The 25,731-nt window shown below is 72.0% G+C and carries 26 protein-coding genes; 12 read left to right on the top strand and 14 right to left on the bottom strand.

What is annotated here, in order from left to right; genetic code table 11:
• Positions 1 to 75: 75 nt before the first annotated feature.
• The 6 genes from EXE44_RS03690 to EXE44_RS03665 all read right to left on the bottom strand — a co-directional run bounded on the left by EXE44_RS03690 (position 76) and on the right by EXE44_RS03665 (position 6,362).
• Entirely contained in the window at positions 76 to 948 is an 873-nt protein-coding gene (locus tag EXE44_RS03690) for a sulfurtransferase (RefSeq protein WP_137716009.1), read from the bottom strand.
• A gap of 138 nt (positions 949 to 1,086) precedes the next feature.
• Positions 1,087 to 1,509: a universal stress protein gene (locus EXE44_RS03685; protein WP_053772670.1), complete on the bottom strand. Its 423-nt coding sequence runs from the start codon at positions 1,507 to 1,509 to the stop codon at positions 1,087 to 1,089.
• 69 nt (positions 1,510 to 1,578) lie between these two features.
• On the bottom strand, positions 1,579 to 2,568 hold the full coding sequence (locus tag EXE44_RS03680) for a Gfo/Idh/MocA family protein (RefSeq protein WP_137716008.1): 990 nt from the start codon (positions 2,566 to 2,568) through the stop codon (positions 1,579 to 1,581).
• 80 nt (positions 2,569 to 2,648) lie between these two features.
• On the bottom strand, positions 2,649 to 3,179 hold the full coding sequence (locus tag EXE44_RS03675; RefSeq protein WP_137716007.1) for a GNAT family N-acetyltransferase: 531 nt from the start codon (positions 3,177 to 3,179) through the stop codon (positions 2,649 to 2,651).
• Positions 3,176 to 4,426, bottom strand: a complete 1,251-nt coding sequence (locus EXE44_RS03670; protein WP_137716006.1) for a TIGR00300 family protein — start codon at positions 4,424 to 4,426, stop codon at positions 3,176 to 3,178. Before EXE44_RS03670 ends, EXE44_RS03675 begins: the two co-directional genes overlap by 4 nt.
• A gap of 37 nt (positions 4,427 to 4,463) precedes the next feature.
• The gene (locus EXE44_RS03665) at positions 4,464 to 6,362 is read right to left on the bottom strand and encodes a site-2 protease family protein (protein ID WP_137716005.1); all 1,899 of its coding nucleotides are present in this window, start codon (positions 6,360 to 6,362) and stop codon (positions 4,464 to 4,466) included.
• 94 nt (positions 6,363 to 6,456) lie between these two features.
• Here EXE44_RS03665 and EXE44_RS03660 point away from each other — a divergent pair, with 94 nt between their 5' ends.
• Together EXE44_RS03660 and EXE44_RS03655 are read left to right on the top strand one after the other, a co-directional pair.
• Complete coding sequence (locus EXE44_RS03660; RefSeq protein ID WP_137716004.1) at positions 6,457 to 6,918, top strand: DoxX family membrane protein; 462 nt, start codon at positions 6,457 to 6,459, stop codon at positions 6,916 to 6,918.
• A 64-nt stretch (positions 6,919 to 6,982) separates the two neighbouring features.
• Positions 6,983 to 7,222 (top strand): hypothetical protein, encoded by a 240-nt coding sequence (locus tag EXE44_RS03655; RefSeq protein ID WP_137716003.1) that lies wholly within the window; start codon positions 6,983 to 6,985, stop codon positions 7,220 to 7,222.
• A 34-nt stretch (positions 7,223 to 7,256) separates the two neighbouring features.
• On the opposite strand, the gene EXE44_RS03650 is transcribed toward EXE44_RS03655, so the two are convergent.
• The 3 genes from EXE44_RS03650 to EXE44_RS03640 form a co-directional block, all read right to left on the bottom strand.
• Positions 7,257 to 8,909 (bottom strand): methyl-accepting chemotaxis protein, encoded by a 1,653-nt coding sequence (locus EXE44_RS03650; RefSeq protein ID WP_137716103.1) that lies wholly within the window; start codon positions 8,907 to 8,909, stop codon positions 7,257 to 7,259.
• A gap of 240 nt (positions 8,910 to 9,149) precedes the next feature.
• Positions 9,150 to 10,133: a 5,10-methylenetetrahydromethanopterin reductase gene (locus EXE44_RS03645; protein WP_137716002.1), complete on the bottom strand. Its 984-nt coding sequence runs from the start codon at positions 10,131 to 10,133 to the stop codon at positions 9,150 to 9,152.
• 2 nt (positions 10,134 to 10,135) lie between these two features.
• Entirely contained in the window at positions 10,136 to 10,891 is a 756-nt protein-coding gene (locus tag EXE44_RS03640) for a coenzyme F420-0:L-glutamate ligase (RefSeq protein ID WP_137716001.1), read from the bottom strand.
• Positions 10,892 to 11,323: 432 nt separating this feature from the next.
• Between EXE44_RS03640 and EXE44_RS03635 the strand changes: the two genes are divergently transcribed.
• The gene (locus EXE44_RS03635; protein WP_137716000.1) at positions 11,324 to 11,827 is read left to right on the top strand and encodes a DUF367 family protein; all 504 of its coding nucleotides are present in this window, start codon (positions 11,324 to 11,326) and stop codon (positions 11,825 to 11,827) included.
• 91 nt (positions 11,828 to 11,918) lie between these two features.
• The gene (locus tag EXE44_RS03630) at positions 11,919 to 12,392 is read left to right on the top strand and encodes a redoxin domain-containing protein (protein WP_137715999.1); all 474 of its coding nucleotides are present in this window, start codon (positions 11,919 to 11,921) and stop codon (positions 12,390 to 12,392) included.
• A gap of 393 nt (positions 12,393 to 12,785) precedes the next feature.
• Here EXE44_RS03630 and EXE44_RS03625 read toward each other — a convergent pair whose 3' ends face one another.
• Entirely contained in the window at positions 12,786 to 13,148 is a 363-nt protein-coding gene (locus EXE44_RS03625; RefSeq protein WP_137715998.1) for a DUF5518 domain-containing protein, read from the bottom strand.
• 136 nt (positions 13,149 to 13,284) lie between these two features.
• Here EXE44_RS03625 and EXE44_RS03620 point away from each other — a divergent pair, with 136 nt between their 5' ends.
• The 4 genes from EXE44_RS03620 (at position 13,285) to EXE44_RS20665 (ending at position 17,445) form a co-directional block, all read left to right on the top strand.
• Positions 13,285 to 15,711, top strand: coding sequence for a cation-translocating P-type ATPase (locus EXE44_RS03620; protein ID WP_137715997.1), 2,427 nt, complete (start codon positions 13,285 to 13,287; stop codon positions 15,709 to 15,711).
• Between the two features lie 79 nt (positions 15,712 to 15,790).
• Positions 15,791 to 16,777, top strand: coding sequence for a hypothetical protein (locus EXE44_RS03615; RefSeq protein WP_137715996.1), 987 nt, complete (start codon positions 15,791 to 15,793; stop codon positions 16,775 to 16,777).
• 70 nt (positions 16,778 to 16,847) lie between these two features.
• On the top strand, positions 16,848 to 17,147 hold the full coding sequence (locus EXE44_RS03610; protein WP_053772684.1) for a hypothetical protein: 300 nt from the start codon (positions 16,848 to 16,850) through the stop codon (positions 17,145 to 17,147).
• Positions 17,148 to 17,268: 121 nt separating this feature from the next.
• A complete protein-coding gene (locus tag EXE44_RS20665) occupies positions 17,269 to 17,445 on the top strand; it encodes a hypothetical protein (protein WP_006112147.1) in 177 nt (58 codons plus the stop codon).
• A gap of 47 nt (positions 17,446 to 17,492) precedes the next feature.
• Here the strand turns inward: EXE44_RS20665 and EXE44_RS03605 are convergent, their stop codons facing one another.
• Positions 17,493 to 18,560, bottom strand: a complete 1,068-nt coding sequence (locus tag EXE44_RS03605; RefSeq protein WP_137715995.1) for a type II glyceraldehyde-3-phosphate dehydrogenase — start codon at positions 18,558 to 18,560, stop codon at positions 17,493 to 17,495.
• A gap of 184 nt (positions 18,561 to 18,744) precedes the next feature.
• Between EXE44_RS03605 and EXE44_RS03600 the strand changes: the two genes are divergently transcribed.
• Entirely contained in the window at positions 18,745 to 19,695 is a 951-nt protein-coding gene (locus tag EXE44_RS03600; protein WP_137715994.1) for an aminopeptidase, read from the top strand.
• A gap of 353 nt (positions 19,696 to 20,048) precedes the next feature.
• On the opposite strand, the gene EXE44_RS03595 is transcribed toward EXE44_RS03600, so the two are convergent.
• The gene (locus tag EXE44_RS03595; protein ID WP_137715993.1) at positions 20,049 to 20,960 is read right to left on the bottom strand and encodes a hypothetical protein; all 912 of its coding nucleotides are present in this window, start codon (positions 20,958 to 20,960) and stop codon (positions 20,049 to 20,051) included.
• Positions 20,961 to 21,105: 145 nt separating this feature from the next.
• Here EXE44_RS03595 and EXE44_RS03590 point away from each other — a divergent pair, with 145 nt between their 5' ends.
• From EXE44_RS03590 to EXE44_RS03585, 3 genes are all read left to right on the top strand, one after another.
• On the top strand, positions 21,106 to 22,089 hold the full coding sequence (locus tag EXE44_RS03590) for a nucleoside recognition protein (protein WP_137715992.1): 984 nt from the start codon (positions 21,106 to 21,108) through the stop codon (positions 22,087 to 22,089).
• 121 nt (positions 22,090 to 22,210) lie between these two features.
• Entirely contained in the window at positions 22,211 to 22,375 is a 165-nt protein-coding gene (locus tag EXE44_RS20660) for a hypothetical protein (RefSeq protein ID WP_167551924.1), read from the top strand.
• A 111-nt stretch (positions 22,376 to 22,486) separates the two neighbouring features.
• Entirely contained in the window at positions 22,487 to 23,746 is a 1,260-nt protein-coding gene (locus EXE44_RS03585) for a CaiB/BaiF CoA-transferase family protein (RefSeq protein ID WP_137715991.1), read from the top strand.
• Positions 23,747 to 23,768: 22 nt separating this feature from the next.
• On the opposite strand, the gene EXE44_RS03580 is transcribed toward EXE44_RS03585, so the two are convergent.
• Together EXE44_RS03580 and aceA are read right to left on the bottom strand one after the other, a co-directional pair.
• Positions 23,769 to 24,689: a CoA ester lyase gene (locus tag EXE44_RS03580; RefSeq protein WP_137715990.1), complete on the bottom strand. Its 921-nt coding sequence runs from the start codon at positions 24,687 to 24,689 to the stop codon at positions 23,769 to 23,771.
• Entirely contained in the window at positions 24,689 to 25,729 is a 1,041-nt protein-coding gene (gene aceA / locus EXE44_RS03575; RefSeq protein WP_137715989.1) for an isocitrate lyase, read from the bottom strand. The genes EXE44_RS03580 and aceA overlap by 1 nt, the downstream gene beginning before the upstream one ends.
• Between the last annotated feature and the right edge of the window lie 2 nt (positions 25,730 to 25,731).

Below are 25,731 nucleotides of genomic sequence, written 5' to 3'. Positions count from 1 at the left end.
CGACGCCTTACGTCCCCGGACACATATCGGCGGTGATCGGTCGCGCGGGACGGTTCGGGGGACCGACGGCGCCGGTTACTCGCCGGTCTCGATCGGCGCGCCGACGAGGTTGCCCCACTCGGTCCACGAGCCGTCGTAGTTGCGGACGTCGTCGTAGCCGAGCAGCTCGTGGAGGAGGAACCACTCGATCGACGAGCGCTCGCCGACGCGGCAGTAGGTGATCGTCGACTCGTCGCCGTCGACGCCCGCGTCGCCGTACAGCTCGCGGAGCTCGTCCGCGCTCTTGAACGTCCCGTCCTCGTTCAGCGTGGTGCCGATCGGCACGTTGCTCGCCCCGGGGATGTGGCCGCCGCGCTGGGCGGTCTCGTTGAGGCCCTCCGGCGCGATGACCTCGCCGGAGAACTCCTCGGGGGAGCGCACGTCGACCATCGGGATCCCCTCCTCGATCGCCTTGTCGATGTCGTCCTTGTAGGCGCGGACGCTCTCGAAGGGACCGCGGGCCTCGTACTCGCGGGGCGTGAAGTCGGGCTCCTCGGTCGAGAGCGGGTAGTCGTTGTCGACCCAGTACCCCTTCCCGCCGTCGATCACGCGGATGTCGTCGTGACCGTAGTACTTGTAGATCCAGTAGCCGAACAGCGCGAACCAGTTCGGGACGCGGCCGCCGCCGTACACGACGACGGTCGTGTCGGCGTCGATGCCGCCCTCGCCGTTCCGGGCCGCGAAGTCCTCCTTCGAGACGATGTCGCGCTCCGTCTCGTCGGTGAAGACCTCGTCCCACTCGAAGTTGAGCGCGCCGGGGATGTGGCCCTCCTCGTAGGGCGTGTACTCCGACTCGTCGGTGACGGTCGGGTTGTTGATCTCGACGAGCCGCAGGTCCGAATCGTCGCTCTGGAAGTCGTCCAGGTGCTCTTCCACCCAGTCCGCCGTGACGAGTACGTCGTCTGCCATCACCCCTAATAGGGCGGAAGGCCGTTTTGAACGTCCGATAATGGCGGTTCTTTCCGGCGCCTGTGACGACCGGCAGTCGATCGAAACGCCGGAATTCGGACGGTTCGCGGGCGCCTGTTCGTTTCTCTCGGCCGACAGCTACCGGATCACCGTCACGGGCACGTCGGCCTTGTCGACGATGCTCTTCGCGACGCTGCCGACGACCTGCTCGCGCTCCTCCGAGAGCCCGCGGTGGCCGACGTAAATCGCGTCGACCGGCTCCTCGGCCGCGTACTCGGTGATCGCGTCCGCCGGCCGGCCCGTGAGGAGCTGCGTCTCCACGGTGATCGGCTCGTCGGCCGCCTCCTCGGCGATGCTCCGGGCGCTCTCCAAGACGCCCTGCCCGGCCTCGACGGCGGCCTCCTCGCCCGGGAGGACGATCGTGCCGTCGACCAGCTCCGAGTCCGGCGTCAGGACGTGGGCGATCTCGAGCGTCTCGTAGAACGCGACCGCCTGTCGCGCCGCGTACCGGACGGCTTCGTCGCTCTCTGTCGACCCGTCGGTCGCAACGAGGTAGCTCATACGTACGGATCGGCCCGAGGGACACATAATTCCTGTCGGGCGTTCCCGGGCCGCGACTCCGCGAGCGACCTACGGCGCGTCGCCGCCCGTCCCGGGGCGGACGCGGTCGCCGTCCGACGCGTGAATCGCGTCGAGCACCTCCTGTACGCGCGTCGCCTCGGCGAACGAAACGAGGTCGCCGCCCTCTCCCTCGACCGCGCTCGCGAACTCCGTCAGGAGCGCGCGCACGGTGTCGCCCCGTTCGTCGACGAGCGTCTCCTCGCCCTCGCGCCCGTGGTTCCGAACGAGGCGGTACCACTCCGTCAGCGACAGCGCCGCCTCGTCGCCGACGACCGTGACGCTGTTCTCCTCCTCGCCCTCGTGGCCGCAGAGCAGGTCGATCGTCCCCCGAACGCCGCCGGCCCGGAAGCTCCCGACCACGTCGTCCTCGTAGGCGTCCGGTCCCGAGTAGCCCACGTCGGCGGAGACGGTCTCGATCGGGCCGAACAGCTCCTGGACGCCGAACAGGAAGTGGGTCCCGACCTCGCGCAGCGGGCCGCCCTGCTCGCGCGACTCCAGCCAGGCCACGTCCTGCCACTCGCGGGGCCACTGGGGGAACCGGAACCGGAGTTCGACGCGGCGCGGGTCGCCGACCTCCCCCGCGGCGACCGCCTCCCGCAGCCGGATGAACCCCGGCGTGTATCGGAACGGGAGGTTCACGGCCGTGACGCGGTCGGTCTCTGCTGCGAGCGAGACGAGTTCGCGACCGGTCTCCGCGTCGGCCGCGATGGGCTTCTCGCAGATGACATGCCTGCCGGCCGCGAGCGCGTCGGCGACCACCTCGCGGTGCGCGAGCGGCGGCACGCCGACGTACACCGCGTCGAGGCCGTCGGTCTCGACGAGCGCGGCGTGGTCGGTCGTCGTCGCGGTGCGGTCGGTGCCGTGGTCGGCCGCGAGCGACGCCGCGCGGTCGGCGTCGAGGTCGCAGGCGGCCGCCAGTTCGTACCGGTCGTGGTCGTCTATCGCGGCCGCGAGGCGGTTCCCGATCACGCCGCAGCCGACGATACCGATCTGTATCACGGGCGTCGAAAACGGGCGAGCGCGCTTGTAGCTTCGGGAGTCGGAACCGCCGCGGAACCGACCCCGAACCGGGACGATCTTCAGGCGTCGTCCAGCGGTCTCGCGACCATCTCGCCCCACGGCTCGAAGCCGCGGCGGTCGTAGAACCCCTTCGCGCGCTCGTTCGCGGGGTCGACGTCGAGGACCAGCCGGTCGAGCGGGAGGTTCTGATCGGCGGCGACCGCGAGCGCGGCGTCCAGCAGGTCGTCGGCGACGCCGGTCCCGCGGTGCTCGGGGGCGACGAACAGCTCGTTCAGCACCGCCGCGTCCCAAACCATCGACAGTCGCTCGGGGAGCACGAAGGCGTAGCCGACGAGGGCGGCGTCGCCCGCCGTCCCGCTCTCGCCCTCACCCTCGACCGCGACGGTCACGCACCGGTCGTCGTCCGCGACGCAGCCGTCGACCCAGTCGAGCCAGCGCTCGCGGTAGGCGTCCGTGAGCTTCCCCTCGTAGGCGGCCGCCTTCCCGTCGCCGCCCGTGTTCTCGCCGAGGCCGCGCTCGAAGGCGGCCTTCAGTTCGTACAGGCCGTCGGCGTCGCGCTCGCGGTCGTAGGGGCGGATCTCGGGACTCATGCTCCCTCCTCCAGCACGAACTCCGCGAGCGTCGGGACGAAGGTGCCGATGTCGGTGACCATCCCGATCGCCTGCGCCGAGCCGCGGTCGAGCAGTTGGGTGACGGTGGCGGGGTTGATGTCGACGCAGACGGTCTTCGTCGTCGAGGGGAGGCAGTTGCCGACCGCGACGGAGTGGAGCAGCGTGGCGAGCATGATCACGAGGTCGGCCTCGTGGGCCTGCTCGCGGATCGCGTCCTGCGCCTCGACCGCGTCGGTGATCGTGTCCGGGAGCGGGCCGTCGTCGCGGACCGACCCCGCGAGGACGGTGTCGACGTCGTTCTCGACGCACTCGTACATCACTCCCTCCGTGACGATTCCCTCCGCCACGGCGGCCTCGATGCCGCCCACCCGGATTATCTCGGAGATGGTCCAGATGTGGTGCTTGTGGCCCTTCCGCGGGTGTTCGAGCGTCTCGACGTTCATCCCGAGCGAGGTGCCGTAGATGGACCGCTCCAGGTCGTGGGTGGCGAACCCGTTGCCGGCCGAGAGCGCGTCCACGTAGCCCGCGGCGACGAGGTCGGCGAGCGCGTCGCCCGCGCCGGAGTGGATCACGGCCGGCCCCGCGACGACCATCACGTCGCCGCCCTCGTCTTTCACCGCGCGCAGCTCCTCCGCGACCTCGCGGATCGTCGACTCCGAGGGGCGCTCCGCGGAGACGCCGCCCTGCATGAACCCGAACGCGCCGCCGCCGCTCCGCGGGCGCTCGGGCGGGTTCACACGGATCCCGGACTGGTCCGTCGCGACGAGGTCGCCCTCCTCGACGGCGTTGAGGGTCTTGGTGTAGGCGCGCGGGCCCTCGCCGGCGTCCGCCCCCGGCTCCGGGTCGACCACCAGCGCGCAGTCCATCTCGATCCGCTCGACGTCGATCCACTCGCCGTCGTACAACACCTCGGTCGGGTGGTTGGTCGTCGAGTAGAAGTCCGGCGGGACGACCTTGTCCGCGGGCGCCGCGACGAGCTCCACCTCGGAGGGGTCCTCAAGCACCGCGCCGTTCTGGTGGAGCTCGTGGAGGATGTCCCGCAGCGTCTCGGGGTCGTCCGCGGAGACGGTCAGGCGGCAGTACGACTCCTCGGTCTCGTGTTTGCCGACGTCGAACCGCTCGACGTCGAAGGAGCCGCCGAGGTCCATCACCGCGCCGAAGCAGCGCTGCATCGTCCCGCTGTCGATGATGTGACCTTCGAGTTCGACGGTCCGCGAGTGGATCATACGGAGGCGTCGCGCCCGGCGGGGAAACCGGTTTCCCTCAGATCAGGCCGAGCGCGGTGAGGATCTGGTTGCCGAAGATCATCGCGATCAGGCCGGCGAGCATGACGAGCCCGGACGAGACCGTGATCGTCCGCACCGCGGCGTGCCGGTCGCTGATCGGAACCCGGCTGATCACGGCCTCGGCGACCATCCGGAGGATGCGGCCGCCGTCGAGCGGGAATGCGGGCAGGCAGTTGAACAGCGCAAGCTGGATGTTGATCCACCCCGACCAGAAGAGGAGGTTCGCGAGCAGGAAGGCGCCGCCGCCGAGCGCCGCCAGCGGCCCCTCGACGACGAAGAAGTTGGTCAGGTCGCCGGTGAACCCCGCGAAGTTGAACGGGAGCCCGAAGAGGCTGCCGAGCGGGAGGATGAGCGCGACGAACACCAAGCCGAGCGGGGACTGGGTGACTCCGCCGAGCGGGACGCCGTCCGCGGCCTCCCCGCCGTCGCCGCCGAGCAGTTCGAGGTACGCGCCGGCGGGGTACTCCGTGACGCCCACGTCGTCGAGCGCCAGCCCGCTCGTTCCGGGGAAGACGCTGACGCCGATGAAGCCGCCGTCGCGGCTCGGATGGGGGTCGAGCTCCACCTCGTACGTCGCCTGCTCGCCGTCAGCGTCGTAGACGGTGACGGGGACGGTCTCGCCCGGGTCACGCTCGCCGAGGACGGCCGAGAGCGCCCCGTTGTCGACGACGCGCTCGCCGTCCACCGAGACGATCGTCAGCGGCTCGCCGAGCGCCGCGCCCGCGTCGTGGATCGGCCCGTCCTCCTGGACGCCGACGACGTACGCGCCGATCGGCACGTCGGGGACGGTGACAGCCCCCTCGCCGTCGGCGGTTTCGACGCCGGAGGCGTTCTCGGCGCCCGGCGCGTCGCGGACCTGGTCAAGGACGCTCGCGTTGCCGGTCACGGTCAGCGCGGCGCGCTCGTCGCCGCCGACCGCGTCGTAGAACGCCGACTCGGTCGCGACCGCCTCGCCGTTGACGGCCGCGATCGTGACGGGAGCGCCCTCGATCGTCACGCCGAGGGGGTTGCCGCCGGCCGAGCCGACCACCTGTAGCTCGCGGTCGACCGTCACCGTCTCGCGGGCGTCGCCGTCGTCGACGGTGAGCGCGACGGAGTCGCCGGCGTCGGCGATCGCGGCCTCGAACTCGGCGCCCGTCTCGACCGGCGCGCCCGCCACCTCGACGATCCGGTCACCTTGCGAGAGGTCGGCGGCGGCCGCCGGCGAGCCGGGGTTCACCTCGCCGACCGCGTAGCCGGGCGCGGGCGAGATGGCGCCGACGACGGGCCCGAACAGGAGCGCGAAGACGACGATCGTCAGGACCGTGTTCGCGGTGACGCCGGCCGCGAACATCCGGGCGCGGGCGCCGCGGGAGGCCTCCTGCGTCGCCTCCTCGTCCGGCTCGACGAACGCGCCGACCGGGAGCAGCGCGAAGAAGACCAGTCCCATCGACTCGATGTCGATGTCCTCGACCCGGCAGAGGAGCCCGTGCGCGCCCTCGTGGACGACCATCGCGCCGGCGAGCCCGGCGACGATCTCGGGCGCGACCGACAGCGGGAGGAAGTCGTTGACCCCGGGGATGATGAGGAAGTTCTGCGGCTGCTGGATCGCGGAGGGCTGCGCGTTCGTGAACGCCGACCGAGCCGACGAGAGGATGAGCGCGAACGACGCCACCATCGCCACCAGGGCGCCCCCGAGCCCGAGGTTGGCGACCGCGCGCCAGAACCGCTTCGGCGCCGCCAGTCGGCCGAGGAAGGCGCGCCCGCGGAGCGTCCGGAGGGTCAACACCGGACCGGAGACCCTGAACGCGTCCGGGAGGATCCCCTCGTTCCGCAGCCACATCGCGACCGCGGAGTAGGCGAGGACCCCGGTGAGCACCCAGAACAGCGTGTTCATTACGACCGCGTAAGGCTCGCCCGTTCGTAAGGGGTTCGGTTCCCGGAACCCCCGGCGGCGAGGACTGATACGTCTCCTGCTCGTGTGTCGCGGTATGACCGACGCAGACCGAACGCGCGCCGAGACCGAAGCGGACGCCCCCGTCGACGCCGAGCGGTCGCTCGCGCCGCTGATGGGTGCGACGTACGTCGTCGCCGGGATCGCGCACTTCCTGATCCCCGAGCGCTTCGCCGAGGCGGTCCCGCCGTCCTTCCCGCGGCCGGTCGGGCTGGTCTACCTCTCCGGGGTCGCCGAGATACTCCTCGGGATCGGCGTCGCGATCCCGCGGACGCGACGCGCCTCGGCGTGGGGGATCGTCGCGCTCCTCGTCGCGGTGTTCCCCGCCAACGTCCACCTCGCCCGGAGCGAGACGCTGAACGACCTCGTCCCGGAGCCGCTCGTCGCGCCGGCCCGGCTCGCGGCCTGGGTCCGGCTGCCGTTTCAGGGCGTGCTGATCGGGTGGGCGCTGCGCTACGCGCGCGCCGACGAGCCCGAGTCGGCGGCGGCGGAGGCGTGAGGCCAGCGCGCGAGGCGCCGCCGCGAACTCAACACCCAAGTACCCCCCGGTCCAAGCGTGGCCCATGATGGCGCTCATCGACTTCGTCTCGCGGCTGGTCGGCGACGTCGGCCGGTTCGTCGACATCTTCCTGAACGACCTGATCCTCGGCGCGGGCGACCCGCTGTCGGCGCTCCTCGTCGTCGTCGGACAGGTGCTGATCGTCGCCTCCGTCAGCGCGCTCGGGTACGCGGCGGCCGGCGCCCTGCTCGGCGAGATCGGCGTCGACCTGCCCTCGCTCGGCGGCCGCGGCCGCTCGGAATAAAAACGAACCCGCGGACGACCCGGCCGGGAATCCGTCAGTCGTCGTCGCCCGGCGCCGACCGGGTCGCGGCGGCGTCCGCCGGGGCGCCGGTCGCGATCCCCTCCTCCGCGCCGTCCGGCACCTCGAACTCGTTCAGCCGCGCGAGCAGTTCGTCGGACTGCTCCGAGAGCGTGTGGACCCGCTCCGTCACCTCCGAGACGGTCGCGGTCTGCTCCTCGGCCGCGGCCGCGACGGTCTCCGCCTCGGTCGCGGTCTGCCTGCTCACGGACGCGACCCCGTCGACCATGTCGACGACCTCCTGGGTCGTGCGCGCCTGGTCGTCGGTCGCGTCGCTGATCTCCTGGACGGTCTCGTCGACGGTCGTCACGTCCTCGACGACCCCCTCGAACTCCCGCAGCGTCGACTCGATCGTCTCGACGCCCTCGGCGACCTGCGCCTCCATCGCCTCGGCGTCGGCCGCGGTCTCGGCGGACGCCTCCTGGACCGCCTCGATGCGCCCGGAGATCTCCGCGGCCGACTCGCGGGTCTCCTCGGCGAGTGACTTCACCTCGTCGGCGACGACCGCGAACCCGTCGCCGGAGCCGTCCGCGCGGGCCGCCTCGATCGAGGCGTTCAGCGCGAGCAGGTTGGTCTCCTCCGCGATCTCGTCGATCACGGCCGCGATCTCGTCGATCTCGCCGACCCGCTCCGCGAGGTCGGTGACGGCGGCCGCGGTCTCGCCGATCCGGCTCTCCAGGGTCTCGAGCTCGGCGATCGCCTCGGCCGCCTCCTCGCGCCCGGAGCGACCGCGGTCGGCCGCGTCGCGGGCCGTCTCGGCGGCGTCGTCCGCGGAGGCGGCGATCTCCTCGACGGTCGCCGACAGCGTGTTCATCTCGCCCGCGATCGCCTCCAGCTCGTCGGTCTGTTCTGCCGCGCCGTCGGATATCTCCCCGACCGAGCCCGCGACCTCGCCGCTCGCGTCGTCGACCTCGTCCATGCTCGCGCGCACGTCGTCCGCGGTGCCGGCCACGTCCGCGGTGAACGCGCCCACGTCGCCGAGCGTCTCGCCGAGCGTCGCGACGAGCCGGTTGTAGTTGTCGACGAGCTCCGCGTACCGGTCCTCGTCGGTCGCCAGCGCGTCCTCGTCGATGGTCGCCGTCAGGTCGCCGTTCTGCGCGCGCTCGGCGGCGTCGCCGAAGGCGTCGACGAGCGCCTCCAGCTCGGTCGTGTAGGCGGCGAGGTTCTCTGCCATCTCGTCGAGCGAGTCGCCGAACGACCCGGGCACGTCCTCGTCGAGCGCCGGGTCGTCGAACTCCTGCGCGGCGAGCGCCTCGGCCTGCGCCGAGACGGTCGTGAGGTAGCCGTGGACCTCGCCGAACGCGGCCACGAGGCTCCCGACCTCGTCGGGCTGGCTCGGGTCGAGGGCGTCCGCGGCGTCCCGGTCGACCTCCTCGACATCGCCCGCGGCGATCGCCTCGGCCTGACGCTCTAACGCCCGGATCGGGCCGACGAGATCCCGGCGGACGATGAGCAGAGTGTTGTAGATGGCGACGACGGACCCGAGGAACAGCGCCCCGGAGACGACGTACGCGACGGTGCCGGAGAGGACGAACTGCGCGAGAAAGATACCGACGGTGACGAGGAACTGGATGCCGACGGCCGCGACCATCTTGCGCTCTATCGATTCCGAGACGCCGAGCCCGTCCATCGTCCGCCAGAGGAGGGCGTCGTACCGCCCGCGTATCCCGGGGCGGCGCTGCCGTGTCGTGGACATGTCCGGACCTCGACGAGACCGGGTTATCAACCTCCCGCCGGCGTTATCAGGACCGATTCTCGATTGTCACGGACCGAGAATCCGAGGACCGGGGCGACGCCGGTCGAACGGCGGACGGTCGAACGGCGAGCGGCCGCGCCGTCGCGGGACCGCAGAACAGCCCGTCGCGGGGTCTCAAAAGAGGCCGTCGACCGCCTCCGCCGCGAGGTCGACGGCGGCCTCCAGGTCGGGGCCGAGCGGCGACCCGACGACGAGGCCGTCGGCGTGCTCGGCGACCGCGGCGGCGCGCTCGCGGACGGTCTCGGGCGTGCCCGCCATACAGAACGCGTCGACCATCTCGGGCGTCACGCGCTCGAAGGCGGCGGAGAACTCGCCGGCGGAGACGCGCTCGCCGATCTCGCCCGCCGCGTCCGGGTCGATCCCGTGGCGCTTCAGGACGGGCGGCGCCGCGCCCGCGGCGATGAACGCGACCGGGGGGCGGGCGGCCTCGCGGGCGGCCGCCTCCTCGTCGGCGACCGACACCGCGGCGTACGCGATCAGGTCGAACTCGCCGCGGTGGTCCGGCCTGTCGTCGAGGCCGTCGTCGACCTGGTCGCGGGCCCACGCGAGGTCCTTCGGGTGCGACCCGTTGTACAGCAGTCCGTCGGCGTGTTTCGCGGCCATCCGGCACATGTGCGGCCCCTCGCCGCCGACGTGGACGGGGATGTCAGCACCCTGCGGCGGCTCGTAGTTGAGGCCGGCGTCCGCGGCGTCGAAAGCGCCCTCGTGGTCGACGCGTTCGCCCGCCCACAGCTTCTGGGCGGTCTTGAACGCCTCCAGGACGGGCCGGAGCCCCCGCTCGTCCTCGAGGCCGAGGTTCGAGAGCGTCGAGGGGTCGCCCGGCCCGAGGCCGAAGACGGCGCGCCCCCCGGCGACCTCGTCGAGGGTGGCGACCTTCGAGGCGAGCGTCACGGGGTGGGTCTCGTAGGGGTTCGCGACGCCCGGGCCGAGCCGGACCGACTCGGTGGCGGCCGCGAGCCGCGAGAGGAACGCCCACGGGTCGCGGTTGTTGTAGTGACACGTCGAGTAGACGGCGTCGTAGCCGGCCTCCTCGGCGCGGACGCCGAGGTCGACGAGGCGAGACATCTCGTGTTCGGGGGTGAGTTCGATGCCGAGCATGGTTACTCCTGAAACGTCCACTCCCGCAGGGCCTGGCGGACGAAGTCGCCCTCGACCTCGCGGAAGTGACTGTCCGAGCCGTCGTGGTCGCCGAACTCCCAGTCGCGGACGACGACCACGGGGGTCCCGCCCGCGCCCTCGCCGGCGACGAGGTTGGCGGCCGCGGCGAGCTCGTCGACCACGTTCTGGACGGTGACGCCCATCTCGCGGCCGTCGCGGTCGCGCTCGCCGCGCCAGTCGCGGCTGGCGGGCATCCCCGCCCAGCCGATCGCGACCCCGCGCTGCCCGTGACGGAACGGGCGTCCGCAGGTGTCGCTGACGACGACGCGGTCTGCCGCGAGCCCCCGGCGGATCCGCTCCGCGCTCTCGGAGGGGCGCTCCGGGAGGAGCAGCAGGTCGCCGCCGGGGACGTTCGACCGGTCGATGCCGGCGTTGACGCCGACGTGGCCGAAGCGCGTCGCGGTGAGGAGGAACGGCGCCTCCATCACGAGCTCCGTCGACTCCTCGATGACGGCCTGCGCGAACCGCGGGTCCTTCTCCTCGCCGGTGATCTCGGCGAGCCTGTCGGCCACCTCCCTCGCGCGCGGGCTCGCCGGGAAGTCGTCGAGGTCGAAGACGCGGCCCTCCGCCTTCGAGACGACCGTGCTGGCGACGACGACCACGTCGTCCTTGCGGAGGTCGACGCGCTCGCCGATCATGGCCGCCAGGTCGTCCCCCTCCCGGATCTCCGGGAGGTCCGGAACCGCGAACAGCTCCATGCGATCACCTGCGCGGCGACGTGGAAAAACCCCGCCGGTACCGGGCCGGTTTGACGCTATCCGGGGCGTGGTATGTGACGAGGTCCGGTCATCGATATCAACGTTCGGACAGAGAAGCAGGCGTTAATGACACGATACCGCGCGCAACGCGGTTTCTGTTAAACGCATATTAGGAGATGGCAGCGATAACGAGTCATTCAGCCGAACGGTTTTGTACCGTGACCGGCGACCTTCGGCCGCGATGTGCGAACCAGCGACTGAAGCCGATCCGGCACCGATCGGGACGCGGACGCGCGTCCCGGCCGACAGCGACGACGACGAACCGTTCGTGACGCGGACCCGCGCCCCGTGAGGGGCGGAGGGCGACGGTCTCGCTGATTATTCGCCGCACCCGTCCGCACGGCTTATACGCCACTCCGCCGAACCCGGGGTGTGGACCTCCACGTCCGGTACGAGGGCGACGACGACCCCGACAAGTGTACGGCCCGGAAGCTCTCGCGGTTCGACCTCGCCGAGCTCCACCGCTCGGACCGGGCCACGCCGTACGGAGTCGTGCTCAACCCCCACGCGGAGCGCGCGCTCTCGCCAGCGGACGCCGAGCGGGCCGCCGAGAGCGCGCTCGTCGCGCTCGACTGCTCGTGGGAGTCGGCCGGCGAGAAGATGTTCAGCCTCCCCGGCGAGCACCGCGCGCTCCCGTACCTCGTCGCCGCGAACCCCGTGAACTTCGGGCGGCCGATGCGGCTCACGACGGTCGAGGCGTTCGCGGCCGCGCTCGCGATCCTCGGCGAGCGCGACCACGCGGAGCGCGTCCTCGCGAAGTTCACCTGGGGCGAGACGTTCCTCGAACTCAACGCGGAGCCGCTCCGGCGGTACGCGGACTGCGCGGACTCGGCCGAAGTGGTCGCGGTCCAGCAGGAGTACCTCGACCGGGAGTAGCGGCCGCTCGCCTCGGATCCGGCGGTTCCGATAGCGGCACCGAACGGGGTCGCGACAAGCCTTTTGCGTGGTTCGGCCGTATCGAACACCGATGGTTTCCACAGGCGACGACGCACCCACGTTCACCGCGACGGTCGGCACGAGCGACCACGAGCCGTTCGACCTCGACGACGAGATAGGCGACGGGCCGGTCGTGCTCGCGTTCTTCCCCGGCGCGTTCACGCCGCCGTGTACGAACGAGATGATCGCGTTCCAGGAGCGCGCCGACGCCTTCGCCGACGCGGGCGCGACCCTGTTCGGGATCAGCGCCGACTCGCCGTTCTCGCAGGGCGCGTTCCGCGAGGAGCACGGGATCGAGTTCGACCTCGTGAGCGACATGGCCGGCGACGCGATCCGGGCGTACGGCCTCGAGATCGACATCGCCGACCTCGGCCTCCACGGCATCGCCAACCGCGCGGTGTTCGTGATCGACGACCACGGGCGGATCGTCTACGACTGGGTGGCCGACGACCCGACGAACGAGCCCGACTACGGGGCGGTCCTCGGCGCCGTCGAGAGCGCTTAACAAACGCTCCGTCGCGGAGCAGTCGGTTCCGCTACCGCTCCCGCCTTCTATTTATCCGATGTCGAGGCACCCACAGTGGTGCGTCCTTTTGAATCCACAGCCGCTTATTTTTAAATAGCCACTGCTGAACCGACGGGGAACATCCCCAAAGCCCCAGCCGCGAGGACGCCCCACACCGCAACCGCACCTCACGCCTCCCCAGCCTCGTCGGTCTCCGTCGCTTCGCTCGGCGACCGACTCCGGCGAGAATCGGAGATTCTCTGGCAGCCGGCGCGTAGCGCCGGCGACCTCGCGCACGCTCCTCGCGCCCTATCGGGCGCTCGGAGGCGCGTGCCGATGAGGGAACTTCCTTTTCCGATTCCATCAAAACCGGACGGTTTCGAGGAATACCGATCAGTCGCCGACCACGCCGCCGATGGCGCCCGCGAGCGCCGAGTCGACCGCGAACAGGAACGTGAGGAACAGGCCGACGATCAGCACGCCGGCGCCGCCGAGCAGGCTCCCGACCGGGCCGCCAACCAAGCCGACGAGACCCCCGAACGCGGCGAGCGCGAGGGTGACCGCGACCCCGCTCACCGACCCCGCCAGCAGCCCGTGCCAGAAGCCGGAGAACAGGCCGCCGCCGGCCAAGTACCCCGCGACGAACCCGCCGACGAGGCCGGCGGCCGCGTGTCCCACCACGGGGACGAGCGTCGCGAGCAGCCCGGCGATCAGCATCACGACGAACCCGTAGCCCACGGCGCGCCAGTCGGTCATGCCTCGGCGTAGCCGGCCCGCTGATAAATACTTGCGGAGTGTTGCTATACCTTGTTCTTGTTTTAATAATATCTCCTAATTTAGCCCCTGAGAATGGCAGCCGAATTAATAACGCTCCGGCGGATAGGGTCAGGCAATGAGCGACTCGCGCGAAGCGGACGGACCCGACGACGAGCCGGCCGACCGCCCCGCCGGCGCGGCGACGGACGAGCCCGACGGGGCGCGGCTCCGGCTCTCGGTGCCGGACATGGACTGCTCGTCGTGCGCCGGGAAGGTCGAGGGCGCGCTCGACCGCGAGGGCGTCCTCTCGGTCGACACCCGCCCGACCACGGGCGTCGTCGTCCTCACGTACGACCCCGACCAGACGGACGTCGAGGCGCTGACGGCCGCGGTCGAGGGGGCCGGCTACGCCGTCGCGGACGCGGATTCGGACGGCGTCGCCGACGACCTGTTCACGAGCCCCCGGGCGATCGCGACCGCGGTCGGCGGGCTGTTCCTCGGCGCCGGCCTCGTCTTAGAGTGGCTGCTCCCCGGCCTCGACCCGACGTTCGCGACGGTCGGCGGCGTGGGCTTCCTCGGGCCGTGGACGGTCACCGGCGCGTCGGTCGCGTACCTGCTGGCGGTCGCGGTCGCCGGCCCGCCGATCCTGCGGAACGGGCTCTACTCGCTGCGGGGCCTGAGCCTCGACATCGACCTGCTGATGAGCGTGGGGGTCGTCGCCGCGCTGCTCGTCGACCTCCCGTTCGAGGCGGCGACCCTCGCGGTGCTGTTCTCGGTCGCGGAGCTGCTCGAACGCTACTCGATCGACCGGGCGCGCACCTCGCTGCGCGAGCTGATGGAGCTGTCGCCGGACGAGGCGGTCGTGATCCGCGACGGCGACGAGGAGACGGTCCCCGCCGAGAGCGTCGCGACGGGCGAGCGACTCGCGGTGCGGCCGGGCGAGCGCGTCCCGCTCGACGGCGTCGTCCGCGAGGGCTCCGGCGCGGTCGACGAGTCGCCGATCACCGGCGAGTCCGTCCCGGCGGAGAAGGCGCCCGGCGACGAGGTGTACGCCGGCTCGATCAACGAGGCCGGCTACCTCGAGGTGGAGGCGACCGCGCCGGCGAACGAGTCGACTATCGCGCGGGTCGTCGAACTCGTCGAGGCCGCCAACGGCGAGGAGACGCGCGCCGAGCGGTTCGTCGACCGCTTCGCGGCCGTCTACACCCCGATCGTCGTGGCGGGCGCGGTCGCGACCGCGGCGCTCGGCCCGATCCTCGTCGGCGGGGGCGCGGAGACGTGGTTCGTCCGCGGACTCACCCTGCTCGTGGTCGCGTGTCCCTGCGCGTTCGTCATCTCGACGCCCGTCAGCGTCGTCTCCGGCGTGACCGCGGCCGCGCGCAACGGCGTCCTGATCAAGGGCGGCGAACACCTGGAGGCCGCCGGCGACGTGGACGCCGTCGCGCTCGACAAGACCGGGACCCTCACGCGCGGCGAGCTGTCGGTGACCGACGTGGTCCCCCTCGGCGACCGCGGGGCCGACGACGTGCTCGCGTGCGCGACCGCCATCGAGCGCCGGAGCGAACACCCGGTAGCCGCGGCGATCGTCGCGCGCGGCGAGGAGGCCGGCGCCGGGCCCGACGGCGAGGACGCGACCGCGGTCACCGGCTTCGAGGCGCTGACCGGCGAGGGCGTCCGAGCGGACCTCGACGGCGAGACCCACTACGCCGGCAAGCCCTCGCTGTTCGAGGAGCTCGGCTTCGACCTGAGCCACGCCCACGTCCGGCCCGACGGCGGGATGGTTCGGGGGCGCGAGGACGGAGACGCCTCCGACGACGGAAGCGCGAGCGTCACCGAGCCCGAGTCCTGCGACCACGGCCAGTACCTCGACCTGGCGAGCGAGACGATCCCCCGGCTTCAGGCGGAGGGCAAGACGGTCGTCCTCGTCGGCACCGAGACGGAGCTGGAGGGCGTCATCGCGGTCGCGGACACCGTCCGCCCGGAGGCGGCGTGGGTCGTCGACCGGCTCCACGACCTCGGGATCGACCGCGTCGCGATGCTCACCGGCGACAACGACCGGACCGCGCGGGCGATCGGCGAGCGCGTCGGCGTCGACGAGGTCCGCGCGGAGCTGCTCCCGGACGAGAAGGTCGACGCGGTCCGCGAGCTCGCGGCCGAGGCGGAGGCGGAGGGCGGCGTCGCGATGGTCGGCGACGGGATCAACGACGCGCCGGCGCTGGCGGCCGCCGACGTGGGGATCGCGATGGGCGCCGCCGGCACCGACACCGCCATCGAGACCGCCGACGTGGCGCTGATGGCCGACGACCTGACGCGGCTGCCGTACGTCGTCGACCTCTCCTCGCGCGCGAGCTCGACGATCCGGACGAACATCGGCGCCTCCCTCGCCGTGAAGGCGCTCCTGGCGGCCGGCGCCCCGCTCGGCTACGTGAGCGTCGCGACGGCCGTGGTCGTCGGCGACATGGGGATGAGCCTCGGCGTCACCGGCAACGCGCTCCGGCTCGGCGGCGTCGAGCCCGCGGAGCCGCCGGCGGCTGACGCGGCCGCCGACGAGTCCGGCGCGTAGCGGAGCGCGCGCCGCCGCTCGGCGGGAGCCGGCGAAATCGGCCTCACGATTTTTATCGGCCCGACGGCAATTCGGGCGCATGCCCTCCGAGAGCGGACCCGCGGCCGCGGCCGACGCGGTCGACGCCGTCGAACCCGCCGACGCGGTCGAAGACGCAGAGCGCAAGGACGCGACCGCGACCGACGAGGCCGACGCGGCTCGCGGTCCCGGGCGCGAGGCGATCGAGTGGGGACCGGTCCGGTACGACCGGCTGAGGTCGCTCGCGGCCGGGGCAACGGGCGGGATCGCCGGCGCCGTCCTCGTCGGGATCGGGGCCGTCGTCGCCGCGGTTCTCACCGGGACCGGCGAGTTCGCGCTGCCGAGCGTCGGCCTCGCCGAGGCCGCCGTCGGCGTCGGGTTCCTCTTCGCGCTCGCGGTCGCCACCGTCCCCTCGCTGTACGTCTGGTACCGCGAGACAGCGGTCAGCGAACTGACCGTCTCCCGGCTGCGCGAGGCCGCGGGCGCGCTGCGGCCCGGCTGGACGCTCGCCGGACTCGGCGCGGTCGCCGCGGCGGCGCTGGCGCTCCCGACCGACCTCCTCCCCGCCTTCTGGCCGCTGTTCTGGCTCGTCTGGTTCGTGCCGGCCGTCGTCCAGTCGTCGGGCAAGACCGTCCGGCTCGACCCGGCGGCGGCGACGGTCGAGCGGACGTACCCCAGCTACGACCGGACCCGAAGCGACGACCTCGGGTCCGTCGTGCGGACGCGGCGGATCGACCTCCGGTGGACCACGCTGTTCCTGCTCGCGTACCGCGGGAACGCGTGGTTCCGGTCGACGCCGTGGCTGTTCGTCCCGACCGACCGCGCCGACGAGGTCGAGGCGGCGCTCGACGCGGTGCTGGCGGAGAGCGACGGCCCGGACCGCGCGAGCGTCCCGGAGCGGCTCACCCTCGCGGTCCTGGGATCGTTCTCGCTCGTCGTCGGCCTCCTGATGGCCGTCGCGGCCGGCGAGGGCGCGGGCGGCGTGGCGCTGGCGCTGCTCACGGCGCCGTTCTCCCTCCTCTTCCTCGCGCTGGCCGCGCGCCTGTGAGGCGCTCCCCGACACCGGACGTGACACCCCCTACCACGCGACTCATATACTCGCGGACCGTAGCACGGGCATGGACAGACAGCGTCTGGAACGCGCGCTCGAAGACGAGTTCGGCGGAACCGAGGCGGAGCGGCGCGCCGTCTCGCGAGCGGCCCGCGACCTCGTCGACTCCGGGCGGCCCTCCGAGGACCGCGGTCACGGGCTGACCGTGCCGGGGGTGGTCGGGCACATGGAGGACGCCCCGGACGGCTCCTCGCTCGTCGAGCGGTGGAACTGGTGGATGGGCGCGCTCGACGCCGCCTACGGCGGCTACGACTACTTCACGGTGCGGTTCGTCGAGGACGACGAGGCGACCGGCCTCCGTCGATAGGGGGAGGTGACCCCCGGAGCCGCCGTGCCCGAATCGCCGTCCAGCGGTTCGGAGCGGTCCACTTTCACTTTCACTCCGGGGATGGCTCGATTATAGGGGCGTTCCGGCCCGAGGGAGAGGTATGAGCGCAGTAACCGCCGACCGACCGCGGTACGCGACGCCGACGCGCGTGGACGTCACCGACTGTCGAACCGACCGCCTCCCGGACCGCGTCCGGGCGAACCGCGTCGACGGCAGCGAGGTCCACCTCGAACGCCGGGGCGGGCGGACGTTCCTCGTCACGCGACCGACCGAGTGACCGTCGCTTTCGGGCGGCAGTAAAGAAGAACTCAGCGCCCGCTCCCGTCAGTCGTCGGCGGGGAGTTCCGTGCGTGTCAGTTCGCCGTCCCCGAGCCGGCCGTCGAGACCGACGCCGAGCGTCTCGTTCGTCCGCGCGACCGACTCGGCCGCGTCGATGTCGGTCGCGAGCGCGCGGACCGCGTCCACGTTCTCGGGGACCACGTCGGCCTCCTGGTGGACGTTCTGGAACAGGTAGAGGTCCCGGCCGGTGACGCTTATCGACTCCTCCCAGACGCAGTTCTCCCAGAGGTCGCCGCGGGGCCGGCCCGCGTCGGCGGCGTAGTCCTTCAGCGCTCCGGCCCCGTCGATGCCGGCGGCCTCGGGGATGAGGAAGATCCGGCTCTCGTCGGCGAGCAGGTCGCGGACGGCCGCCGGGTCCGGCTCGGTCGCCAGCGTGACGTTGACGCTGTGGGTGTGCATGCCGGTGACCGGCGCCTTCAGCGCCGCGGTGTCGACGGCCACGTCCGGGAGGATCTCGTTCACGTCGGGGCCGTGATGGGAGGGGACCGTCGCCGGGTCGGGGACGATGTCATTTATCGGGCCGCGGTCGGTCTCGTTCGGGTCGCCGCCGCGGCGTACGAGCGTGACGCGCGCCTTCTCGACGCCGAAGGTCTCGTCGAGCGGCGCGAGCAGCCGCGAGAGCGCGGTCGTGTTACAGGAGACGACACGGACGGAGTCGGCGCCGCGGGCGGCCTCGAAGCGGCCGCGGGCGTTGAACGAGGCGTCGGCGACGGCGGCGTCCTCGCCGCCCTGAAAGATCGCCGGCGTGTCGTGTGCCTCGTAGACCGGCGCGTTGCGCTCGCCGACGCCGGAGGGCGCGCAGTCGACGATCACGTCGACGGCGTCGAGCAGGTCGCCGAGGGTCCCCGCCAGGTCGACGCCGGCGGCCGCGAACCGGTCCGTGCGGTCCTCGACAGCCGCGTAGAGGTCGTATCCGCGGCGGGCCGCGGCCTCGACGCCGTAGTCCGGCGACGCCTTGGTCACGCCGACGAGTTCCATGTCGGCCTGGGCCGCGACGGCGTCCGCGACCCGCTTGCCGATCGTGCCGTAGCCGTTGACGCCCACGCGTGTCATGTGCGTCCCTCGCTCGGGGACCGGTATAATCTTTTCGAGGTACGCAAATTGAAATTAACTACCCCACGAGTAATCGATCGGTTAATTCGACGCCGATCGGCACCGGACGTAAATAATTCGATTACGAAATAGAGTAAAATCGCCGATGACAAGGCCTAACGCCCGGGCGGACGGAGACGCGAGCATGGCTGCCGACCTCTCTGACGCCGCGGCGACCGCGGTCGAACAGTGTCTGAACGTCGCCTCCGACGAGTCCGTGGTCGTCGTTACCGACGACGAGCGCGAGCCGATCGGCGAGGCGCTCTACGCGGCCGCGAGCGCCGTGACCGACGACGCGACGGTCCTCCGATACCCGCCCGCGGACCAGCACGGGACGGAGCCGCCGGCGCCGGTCGCGGCCGCGATGCGGGAGGCCGACGTCTTCCTCGCGCCGACGACGAAGAGCCTGAGTCACACCCGCGCCCGCGGCGCCGCCTGCGAAGCCGGCGCGCGCGGCGCGACGCTGCCGGGCATCACCGAGGACGTGTTCACGACCGGGCTCGACGCCGACTACGCCGCCATCGACGCCGCCTGCGACGACGTGCTCGACCAGGTGGCCGACGCCGACGAGGTCCGCGTCACCGCGCCCGCCGGCACGGACATCACGTTCGGGATCGGCGGCCGCGAGTGGCTCGCCGACACGGGCATGGTCCGCGAGCCGGGCGACTTCTCGAACCTCCCCGCCGGCGAGGTGTTCGTCGCGCCCGAGACCGCGACCGGCACGTTCGTCGTCGACGGAACGATGATGCCCCACGGCCTGCTCGACGAGGGACAGACGCTCGCGTTCGAGGTCGAGGACGGGTTCGTCACCGACATCGACGACGACGCGATCCGCGCCGACGTGGAGGCGGCCGCCGAGGACGTCGGCGACGCCGCCTACAACCTCGCGGAGCTCGGCATCGGGACCAACGGCGGCGTCGAGGAGCTCGTCGGATCGGTCCTCTTGGACGAGAAGGCGGGCGGCACGGTCCACATCGCGATCGGCGACAACGCCGGTATCGGCGGCGAAACGGACGCGCCGCTCCACCTCGACGGGATCATCCGGGAGCCGACCGTCTACGCCGATGGCGAGCCGATCGACCTGCCGAGCACGTAAGACGGCCTCAGGCGGGAATCTAACTAGTTGGTTATAAATGACCGAGGCGGTGGCGCGTGCCGACGAGCGCCCGCAGGGCGCGAGTCGCACGCGCGAGGGAGTCGGTGGTTCGGAGCGAAGCGGAGAACCGCCGACGAGGCTGGGGAGGCGTGAGGTGCGGGGCTGTGTGGGGCGGGACTCGAAGGGGCGGTCGCGAGGCGGGCGCAGGCGACGGAAGCACCGCAGCGAGCGAACGGAGTGAGCAAGCGAGGAGCGCACCGAGCGTGCGCCCGCCTCGCGACCGGGGCTTCAGCGGTCTTCATCGCGCCAGCGGCAGCGGAGGAGCAACCGAACGGTTCCGCATATCGCTCGTCTTATTCCACGACCGCGAGCGCGACCCCTTCCACGTCCCGGACGCCGACCACCTGGTGCCGCCAGCCGTCGCCGGCGTCGACGCAGAGCGTGCCCGCCGCCGTGACCGCGACCGAGAGGCCGGGGCCGTAACCGAGCGCGACGACCGCTTCGTCCACGGGGAGCTCGGCGGCCTCCCACGCCTCGGCGTCCCACTCGCCCCCCGCGTCCGCGTGAACCAGCAGGTCGCCGTCGACGACCGCCGTGGCGTGGCCGTCGCCGTCGGCCGCGACCGCGTCCGCCGGCCCCTCCAGCGCCGTCATCCAGCCGTTGCCGAGCCAGTAGAGCCCCGCGCCCGTCGCGGCGAGCGGCATCCCGGCACCGGCCACGTCGCGCGCGTCGTCCAGTCCCACGTCCGTGAGCCCGCCGTCGGCGACGCGGAACACCCCCTCCCCGCCCGCGACGAGCGCCCCGTCGACCGCGCGCGGCTCCGAGACGGTTCCGAGCCGCGTCGTCGAGGCGACCGCCGTCCCGTTCGGTTCGAACGCGACGCGCTCGACCGCGCCGCTCTCGCGGGCGACGAGGAGCGCGCCGTCACGCGCTCCCGTCGCGTCGCCGCGCCCGCCCGCCGTACCGACCGCGACCGCCGAGTCGGCGTCGGCGAGCGCGAAGTCGGGGTCGTCGCCGACCGGGGCGACCGAGAGCCCGTCCGGCGTCGCCGCGGCGACGAGGTCGGCGGCGCCGTCGCTGCGCGCGAGGACGGCCACGTCGCGGGCGGGGTCGCGCGCGACCATGTCGAACGCGCCGACCTTGTCGGCCGACAGCGAGACGCGGACGATCCCGGTCCCCGTCGCGACGTAGGCGTCGGTGCGGCCGGCGCTGCCCGCGTACACGCGCTTTTCGTCGATCGAGATGTCGTCCTCGGCGGGAGCCATCGGCCCCCCGTTCTCCGCGGCGGGACATAAGCCCCGCGCGCCGCCGCTCTCGCTCCGCGCCCCGACGCCGGGTCGGCGTTCCGACGCGGCGGGAACGAGCGCGCGTTCCGACGCCCATTTGAGCGCCCCTTGCGTACGTCGGTTCGTGCAGTCAGTCGCCGCCGACCTCTCGGTCCTGCTCGCGGAGGTGGTCCCCCGGCTGGCGCGGATCACGGCGTTCATCGCGGGCGGCGTCTTCGCCGCCAACGTCGCCGTCGCGTTCGGGCTGGTCCGGTACGTCGCCGGGATCGCGGGATGGCTCACCCGGCCCGCGAACCTCCCGGACGAGGTCGGCACGGCGATCCTCACGACCGCCGCGTCGACAACCGCGGGCTACGCGACCCTCGCGGAGTACCGCGAGGCGGGCCTGCTCGACGACCGGGCGACGCTCGTCGCCGTGGTGATGAACACGTTCTTCGGGTTCGTCCAGCACGTGTTCACCTACTACGTGCCGGTGTTGATCCCGATCCTGGGCGTCACCACCGGCGCCGTCTACGTCGGCGCGCGCGCGGGCATCGCGCTGCTGATCTCGGTCACGGGCGTCGTCGCGGGCGGGCTCCTCCTCTCGGAGTCGAACGTCGACCGGGCCGCGCTCGCCGACGTGGACGCGACCGGTCCCGAGGCCGACGACCGGACCGACCGCGAGCGCGTCCGTGACGCCGCCGAGAAGTCGTGGGGGACGCTCCGCCGGATCGTGCCGCGGCTCGCCGTCGTGTACACGCTGGTCATCTGGATCGTCACCACCTACGACGTGAACGCGCTGACGAGCGTCGCCGAGCCGATCACGGGCGTGCTGGGACTCCCGGGCGCCGCGGTGCCCGTCATCGCGGTGTTCACGCTCGACACGACCGCGGGCGCGGCGACGCTCGCCGGGGCCGAGGCCGGCGTCTTCACCACCCGCACCGCGGTCGCGTCGCTGCTCATCGGGAGCATCCTCTCCTTTGCCGTCTCGACGTTCCGGCGCTCGATCCCGTTCCAGTACGGGATCTGGGGCCCCTCGTTCGGCACGAAGGTGATCGTCGTCAACACCGCCCTGAAGCTCGTCTTCATCTCGGCGACGGTCGCGCTGCTGCTGGCGCCGGTGTGGTGAGGGCGCGGTGAGAGCGTCGTCGCGGGCGGACTCGACGAGGTGCGGACCGCGGCGACCGACCGCGCGCGACGGCGGCGGTCGGATCAGTAGGTTCAACACCGGCCCGGACCGATCGGCGCACATGGCGCTCGAGAAGGACGTGGACTGTCCCGCGTGCGGCGAGACTCGCTCGTTCTACCGGACCGCGGCGATGACGCTCCACCTCGGCGAGAAGACGAAGTGGCGGTGTCCCGACTGCGGCTACGGCTACGTCGAGATCGACGGTATCGACACGCTCGCGGCCTGAGGCGACGCTCGTTTTCCGTCGGCCGCGGCGACGCCGCAACACTCAGTACCCCGGCGGCTGTGCCGGATCGCATGAACCGGATACGGCGACGGTCAGCGGAGGCGAGACCGCGTGGTCGGTGAGGCGCGAGAGCCCGAGGGCGACGCGGGCCCGCTCGACGGGCTCACCGTGTTGGACCTCTCGCGCGTCCTCGTCGGCCCGTTCTGCACGATGCAGCTCGGCGACCTCGGCGCGGAGGTCATCAAGGTCGAGCGGCCCGGCCCGGGCGACCAGACCCGGACGTGGGTCCCTCCGGCGTTCAGCGAGGGGGACGGCGAGAGCGACGAGGGCGCGGAGAGCGCCTACTACGTCAGCGTCAACCGTAACAAGCGGTCGATCCAGCTGGACCTGACGACCGAGGCCGGCCGCGCGGTCGTCCGCGACCTCGCGCGCGAGGCCGACGTGCTCGTCGAGAACTTCCGCGTCGGCAAGACCGCCGAGTGGGGCCTCGACTACGGCGACCTCGTCGAGGAGAACCCGGGGCTCGTCTACTGCGGCATCTCCGGGTACGGCGAGTGGGGCCCCGACCGCGACAAGCCCGCCTACGACATCATGATGCAGGCGCGGGGCGGGTTCATGTCGTTCACGGGCGTCGAGGGCGGCCCGCCGGTCCGGATCGGGGTCGCGCTCGCCGACGTCGGCGCCGGGATGTACGCGACGCAGGCGATCCTCGCGGCCCTGCTCGAACGCGAGCTCGGCGACGGCCGCGGGCAGAAGATAGACGTGAGCCTGCTCGACGGGCAGGCCGCCTGGACCAGCTACATGGCGACGAACTACTTCGCCAGCGGCGAGCCGCCGGGGCGCATGGGGAGCAAGCACCCGAACATCGTCCCCTACCGGGCGTACGAGACGGCGGACGACTACGTCGTCGTCGCCTGCTCGTCGGACCGGTTCTGGCCGCCGCTGTGCGAGGCGATCGACCGCCCCGACCTGCTCGCCGACGAGCGGTACGAGGAGAACGAGGGGCGCGTCCGGAACCGCGACGAGCTCGAACGCGAGTTGGAGGAGACGTTCGCGGCGATGACGACCGACGAGGCGGTCGAGCGGCTGGAAGCGCACGACGTGCCCGCGAGCCGCGTCCGCGACGTGGGCGAGGTGTTCGACGACCCCCAGATCGAGGCGCGCGGGATGCTCGCCGAGGCGGAGCACCCGACCGCGGGCACGGTGCGGTTCCCCGGCTCGCCGATGCACTTCTCGCGGACGCCGACGACGGTCCGCCGCCACCCGCCCGCGCTCGGCGAACACACGGAGTCGGTGCTGCGCGAGTACGGCTACGGCGAGGGCGACATCGACGAGCTCCGGGACCTCGGCGCGATCGCGGACGAGGAGTGAGCGGCGGGCGCGCGCCGGGGCCTCAGAGGATCCCGGCCTGCTCGGCGCGCGCGACGATGCCGCGGGCCATCTTGTCTGTCGCCTCGTCGACCATCTCGCCGTCGACCGAGACGGCGCCTTTCCCCTGTTCTTTCGCCTCGGCGTAGGCCTCGACGATCCGGCGCGCCTTCTCGGCCTCCTCGGGCGAGGGCGCGAACGTCTCGTTGGCGGGCTCGATCTGGCTCGGGTGGATCGCCCACTTGCCGTCACAGCCCAGCTGGCTCGCCCAGCGGCAGGAGTCGCGGAACCCCTCCGCGTCCTCGATCTCGGCGTACGGACCGTCGATCACCTGGAGGCCCTGCGCCTTCGCCGCGTGGGCGATGCGCGCGAGCTGGTAGTGCCAGTAGTGGCCGGGGTAGCCGCCGCCGGAGCCGATCGTGAGGCCGGCGGCGCCGACGTTGGCGGTGTAGTCGCCGGGCCCGAACACGAGCGACTCCAGGCGGTCGCTGGCGCGGGCGATGTCGGCGACCTTCGTCATCGCCTCCGGCGACTCGATCTGCGCCTGGAGGCCGATGTCGCCGACCGGCAGGTCGTTGTTCGCCTCGACCTGCGTGAGGAGGTTGTCGACGGTGGCGACCGTCTCCGGGTTGTTCGCCATCGGCACCATGATCGTGTCGAGGTACTCGCCGGCCCGCCCGACGACCTCGATCACGTCGTCGTAGAACCACCGGGTGTCGACGCCGTTCATCCGGTAACAGGGCCGGGTGTCCGACCAGTCGTACTCGATCAGGCCCTCGATGACGTTCTCGCGGGCGTCGACCTTCGCCGCGGGCGCGACGGAGTCTTCCAAGTCGAGGAACGCCTCGTCGGCGCCGGAGTCGGGCGCCCGCTCGATCATCTTCGGGTCGGAGCCGGGGGTGGCGAGCTGGCTCCGCCGGAGCGTCACGTCGTCCGGTCCGCCCATCAGTCGTCGCCCTCCGAGGCCGTGATCGGGTCGCTCTCCTCTTCGGTGAAGCCGGCCGACTCCTCCTGGCGCCGCCGGGCCTCTGGGTCGAACTCGGCCTCGACCTCCTGGTACCGCGGGACGAAGGAGAGCTCGTGGTGGCTCTCCGTCTCGTGGCCGATGTACCGCTCTTCGAGGTCGAACTGCGCCTCCTCGTCGTTCTCGGCGATGTTCGCGAAGTCCTCGTAGGCGGCGTGCGCGCCGGAGTGGAGCCCGTACAGCGTGATGAAGATGTACTGGTAGCCCAGGTCGCCCAGCTCCTCGAAGGTGAGCGGGTCCTCCTCGGCGCCCCACTCGAACGACGAGGAGTAGTTGAAGGCGAGATCGAGGTCCGGGTGGGTCTCGTGGATCGTCTCGGCGTACTCGACCGCGTCCTCGCGGGACGGGTCGGGCATCTCGGGCCAGACGAGGTCGACGCCGGCGTCGGCGTAGATCCGGCCGCGTTCGAGGTGCTCCTCCCAGTCGCCGTTAGCGGAGCCGTACGCGTCGGTGCGGGCGATGATGACGGTGTCCTCGCTCTGCTTGGCGTCGACCGCGGCCTCGAAGCGCGAGCGGGCCTGCTCGCGGGAGACTATCTGCTTGCCCGCGATGTGGCCGCAGCGCTTCGGCGAGGTCTGGTCCTCGATGTGGACGGCGGCGACGCCGGCCTTCTCGTACTCGCGGACAGCGCGGCGGACGTTGTGGACGCCCCCGTAGCCGGTGTCGCAGTCGGCGATGACGGGGAGGTTCGTCGCCTCGACCATGCGCTTTGCGTTCTCGACCATCTCGCTCATCGTGACCATCTCCAGGTCGGGGAAGCCGAACTGGCCGAGGACGGTCGAGTAGCCGCTCATGTAGGCCGCGTCGAGCCCGGCCATCTCCGCGAGGCGGGCGTCGAGGGCGTGGTAGATCCCGGGCGCGAACGTGTACTCCTGCTCGTCGAAGAGCTCGCGGAGTCGGCGGCCGGCCGGGTTGTCGATATCTCTGGTGAAGACGTCGTCGTCGAGTTCGTTGGGATTCATCG

Source organism: Halorubrum sp. SS7, from assembly GCF_005435055.1.
In the GTDB taxonomy this organism is placed as follows: domain Archaea; phylum Halobacteriota; class Halobacteria; order Halobacteriales; family Haloferacaceae; genus Halorubrum; species Halorubrum salinarum.
Note: the sequence above shows the minus strand (reverse complement) of the source record. Positions and strands in the feature narration are given on the sequence as shown.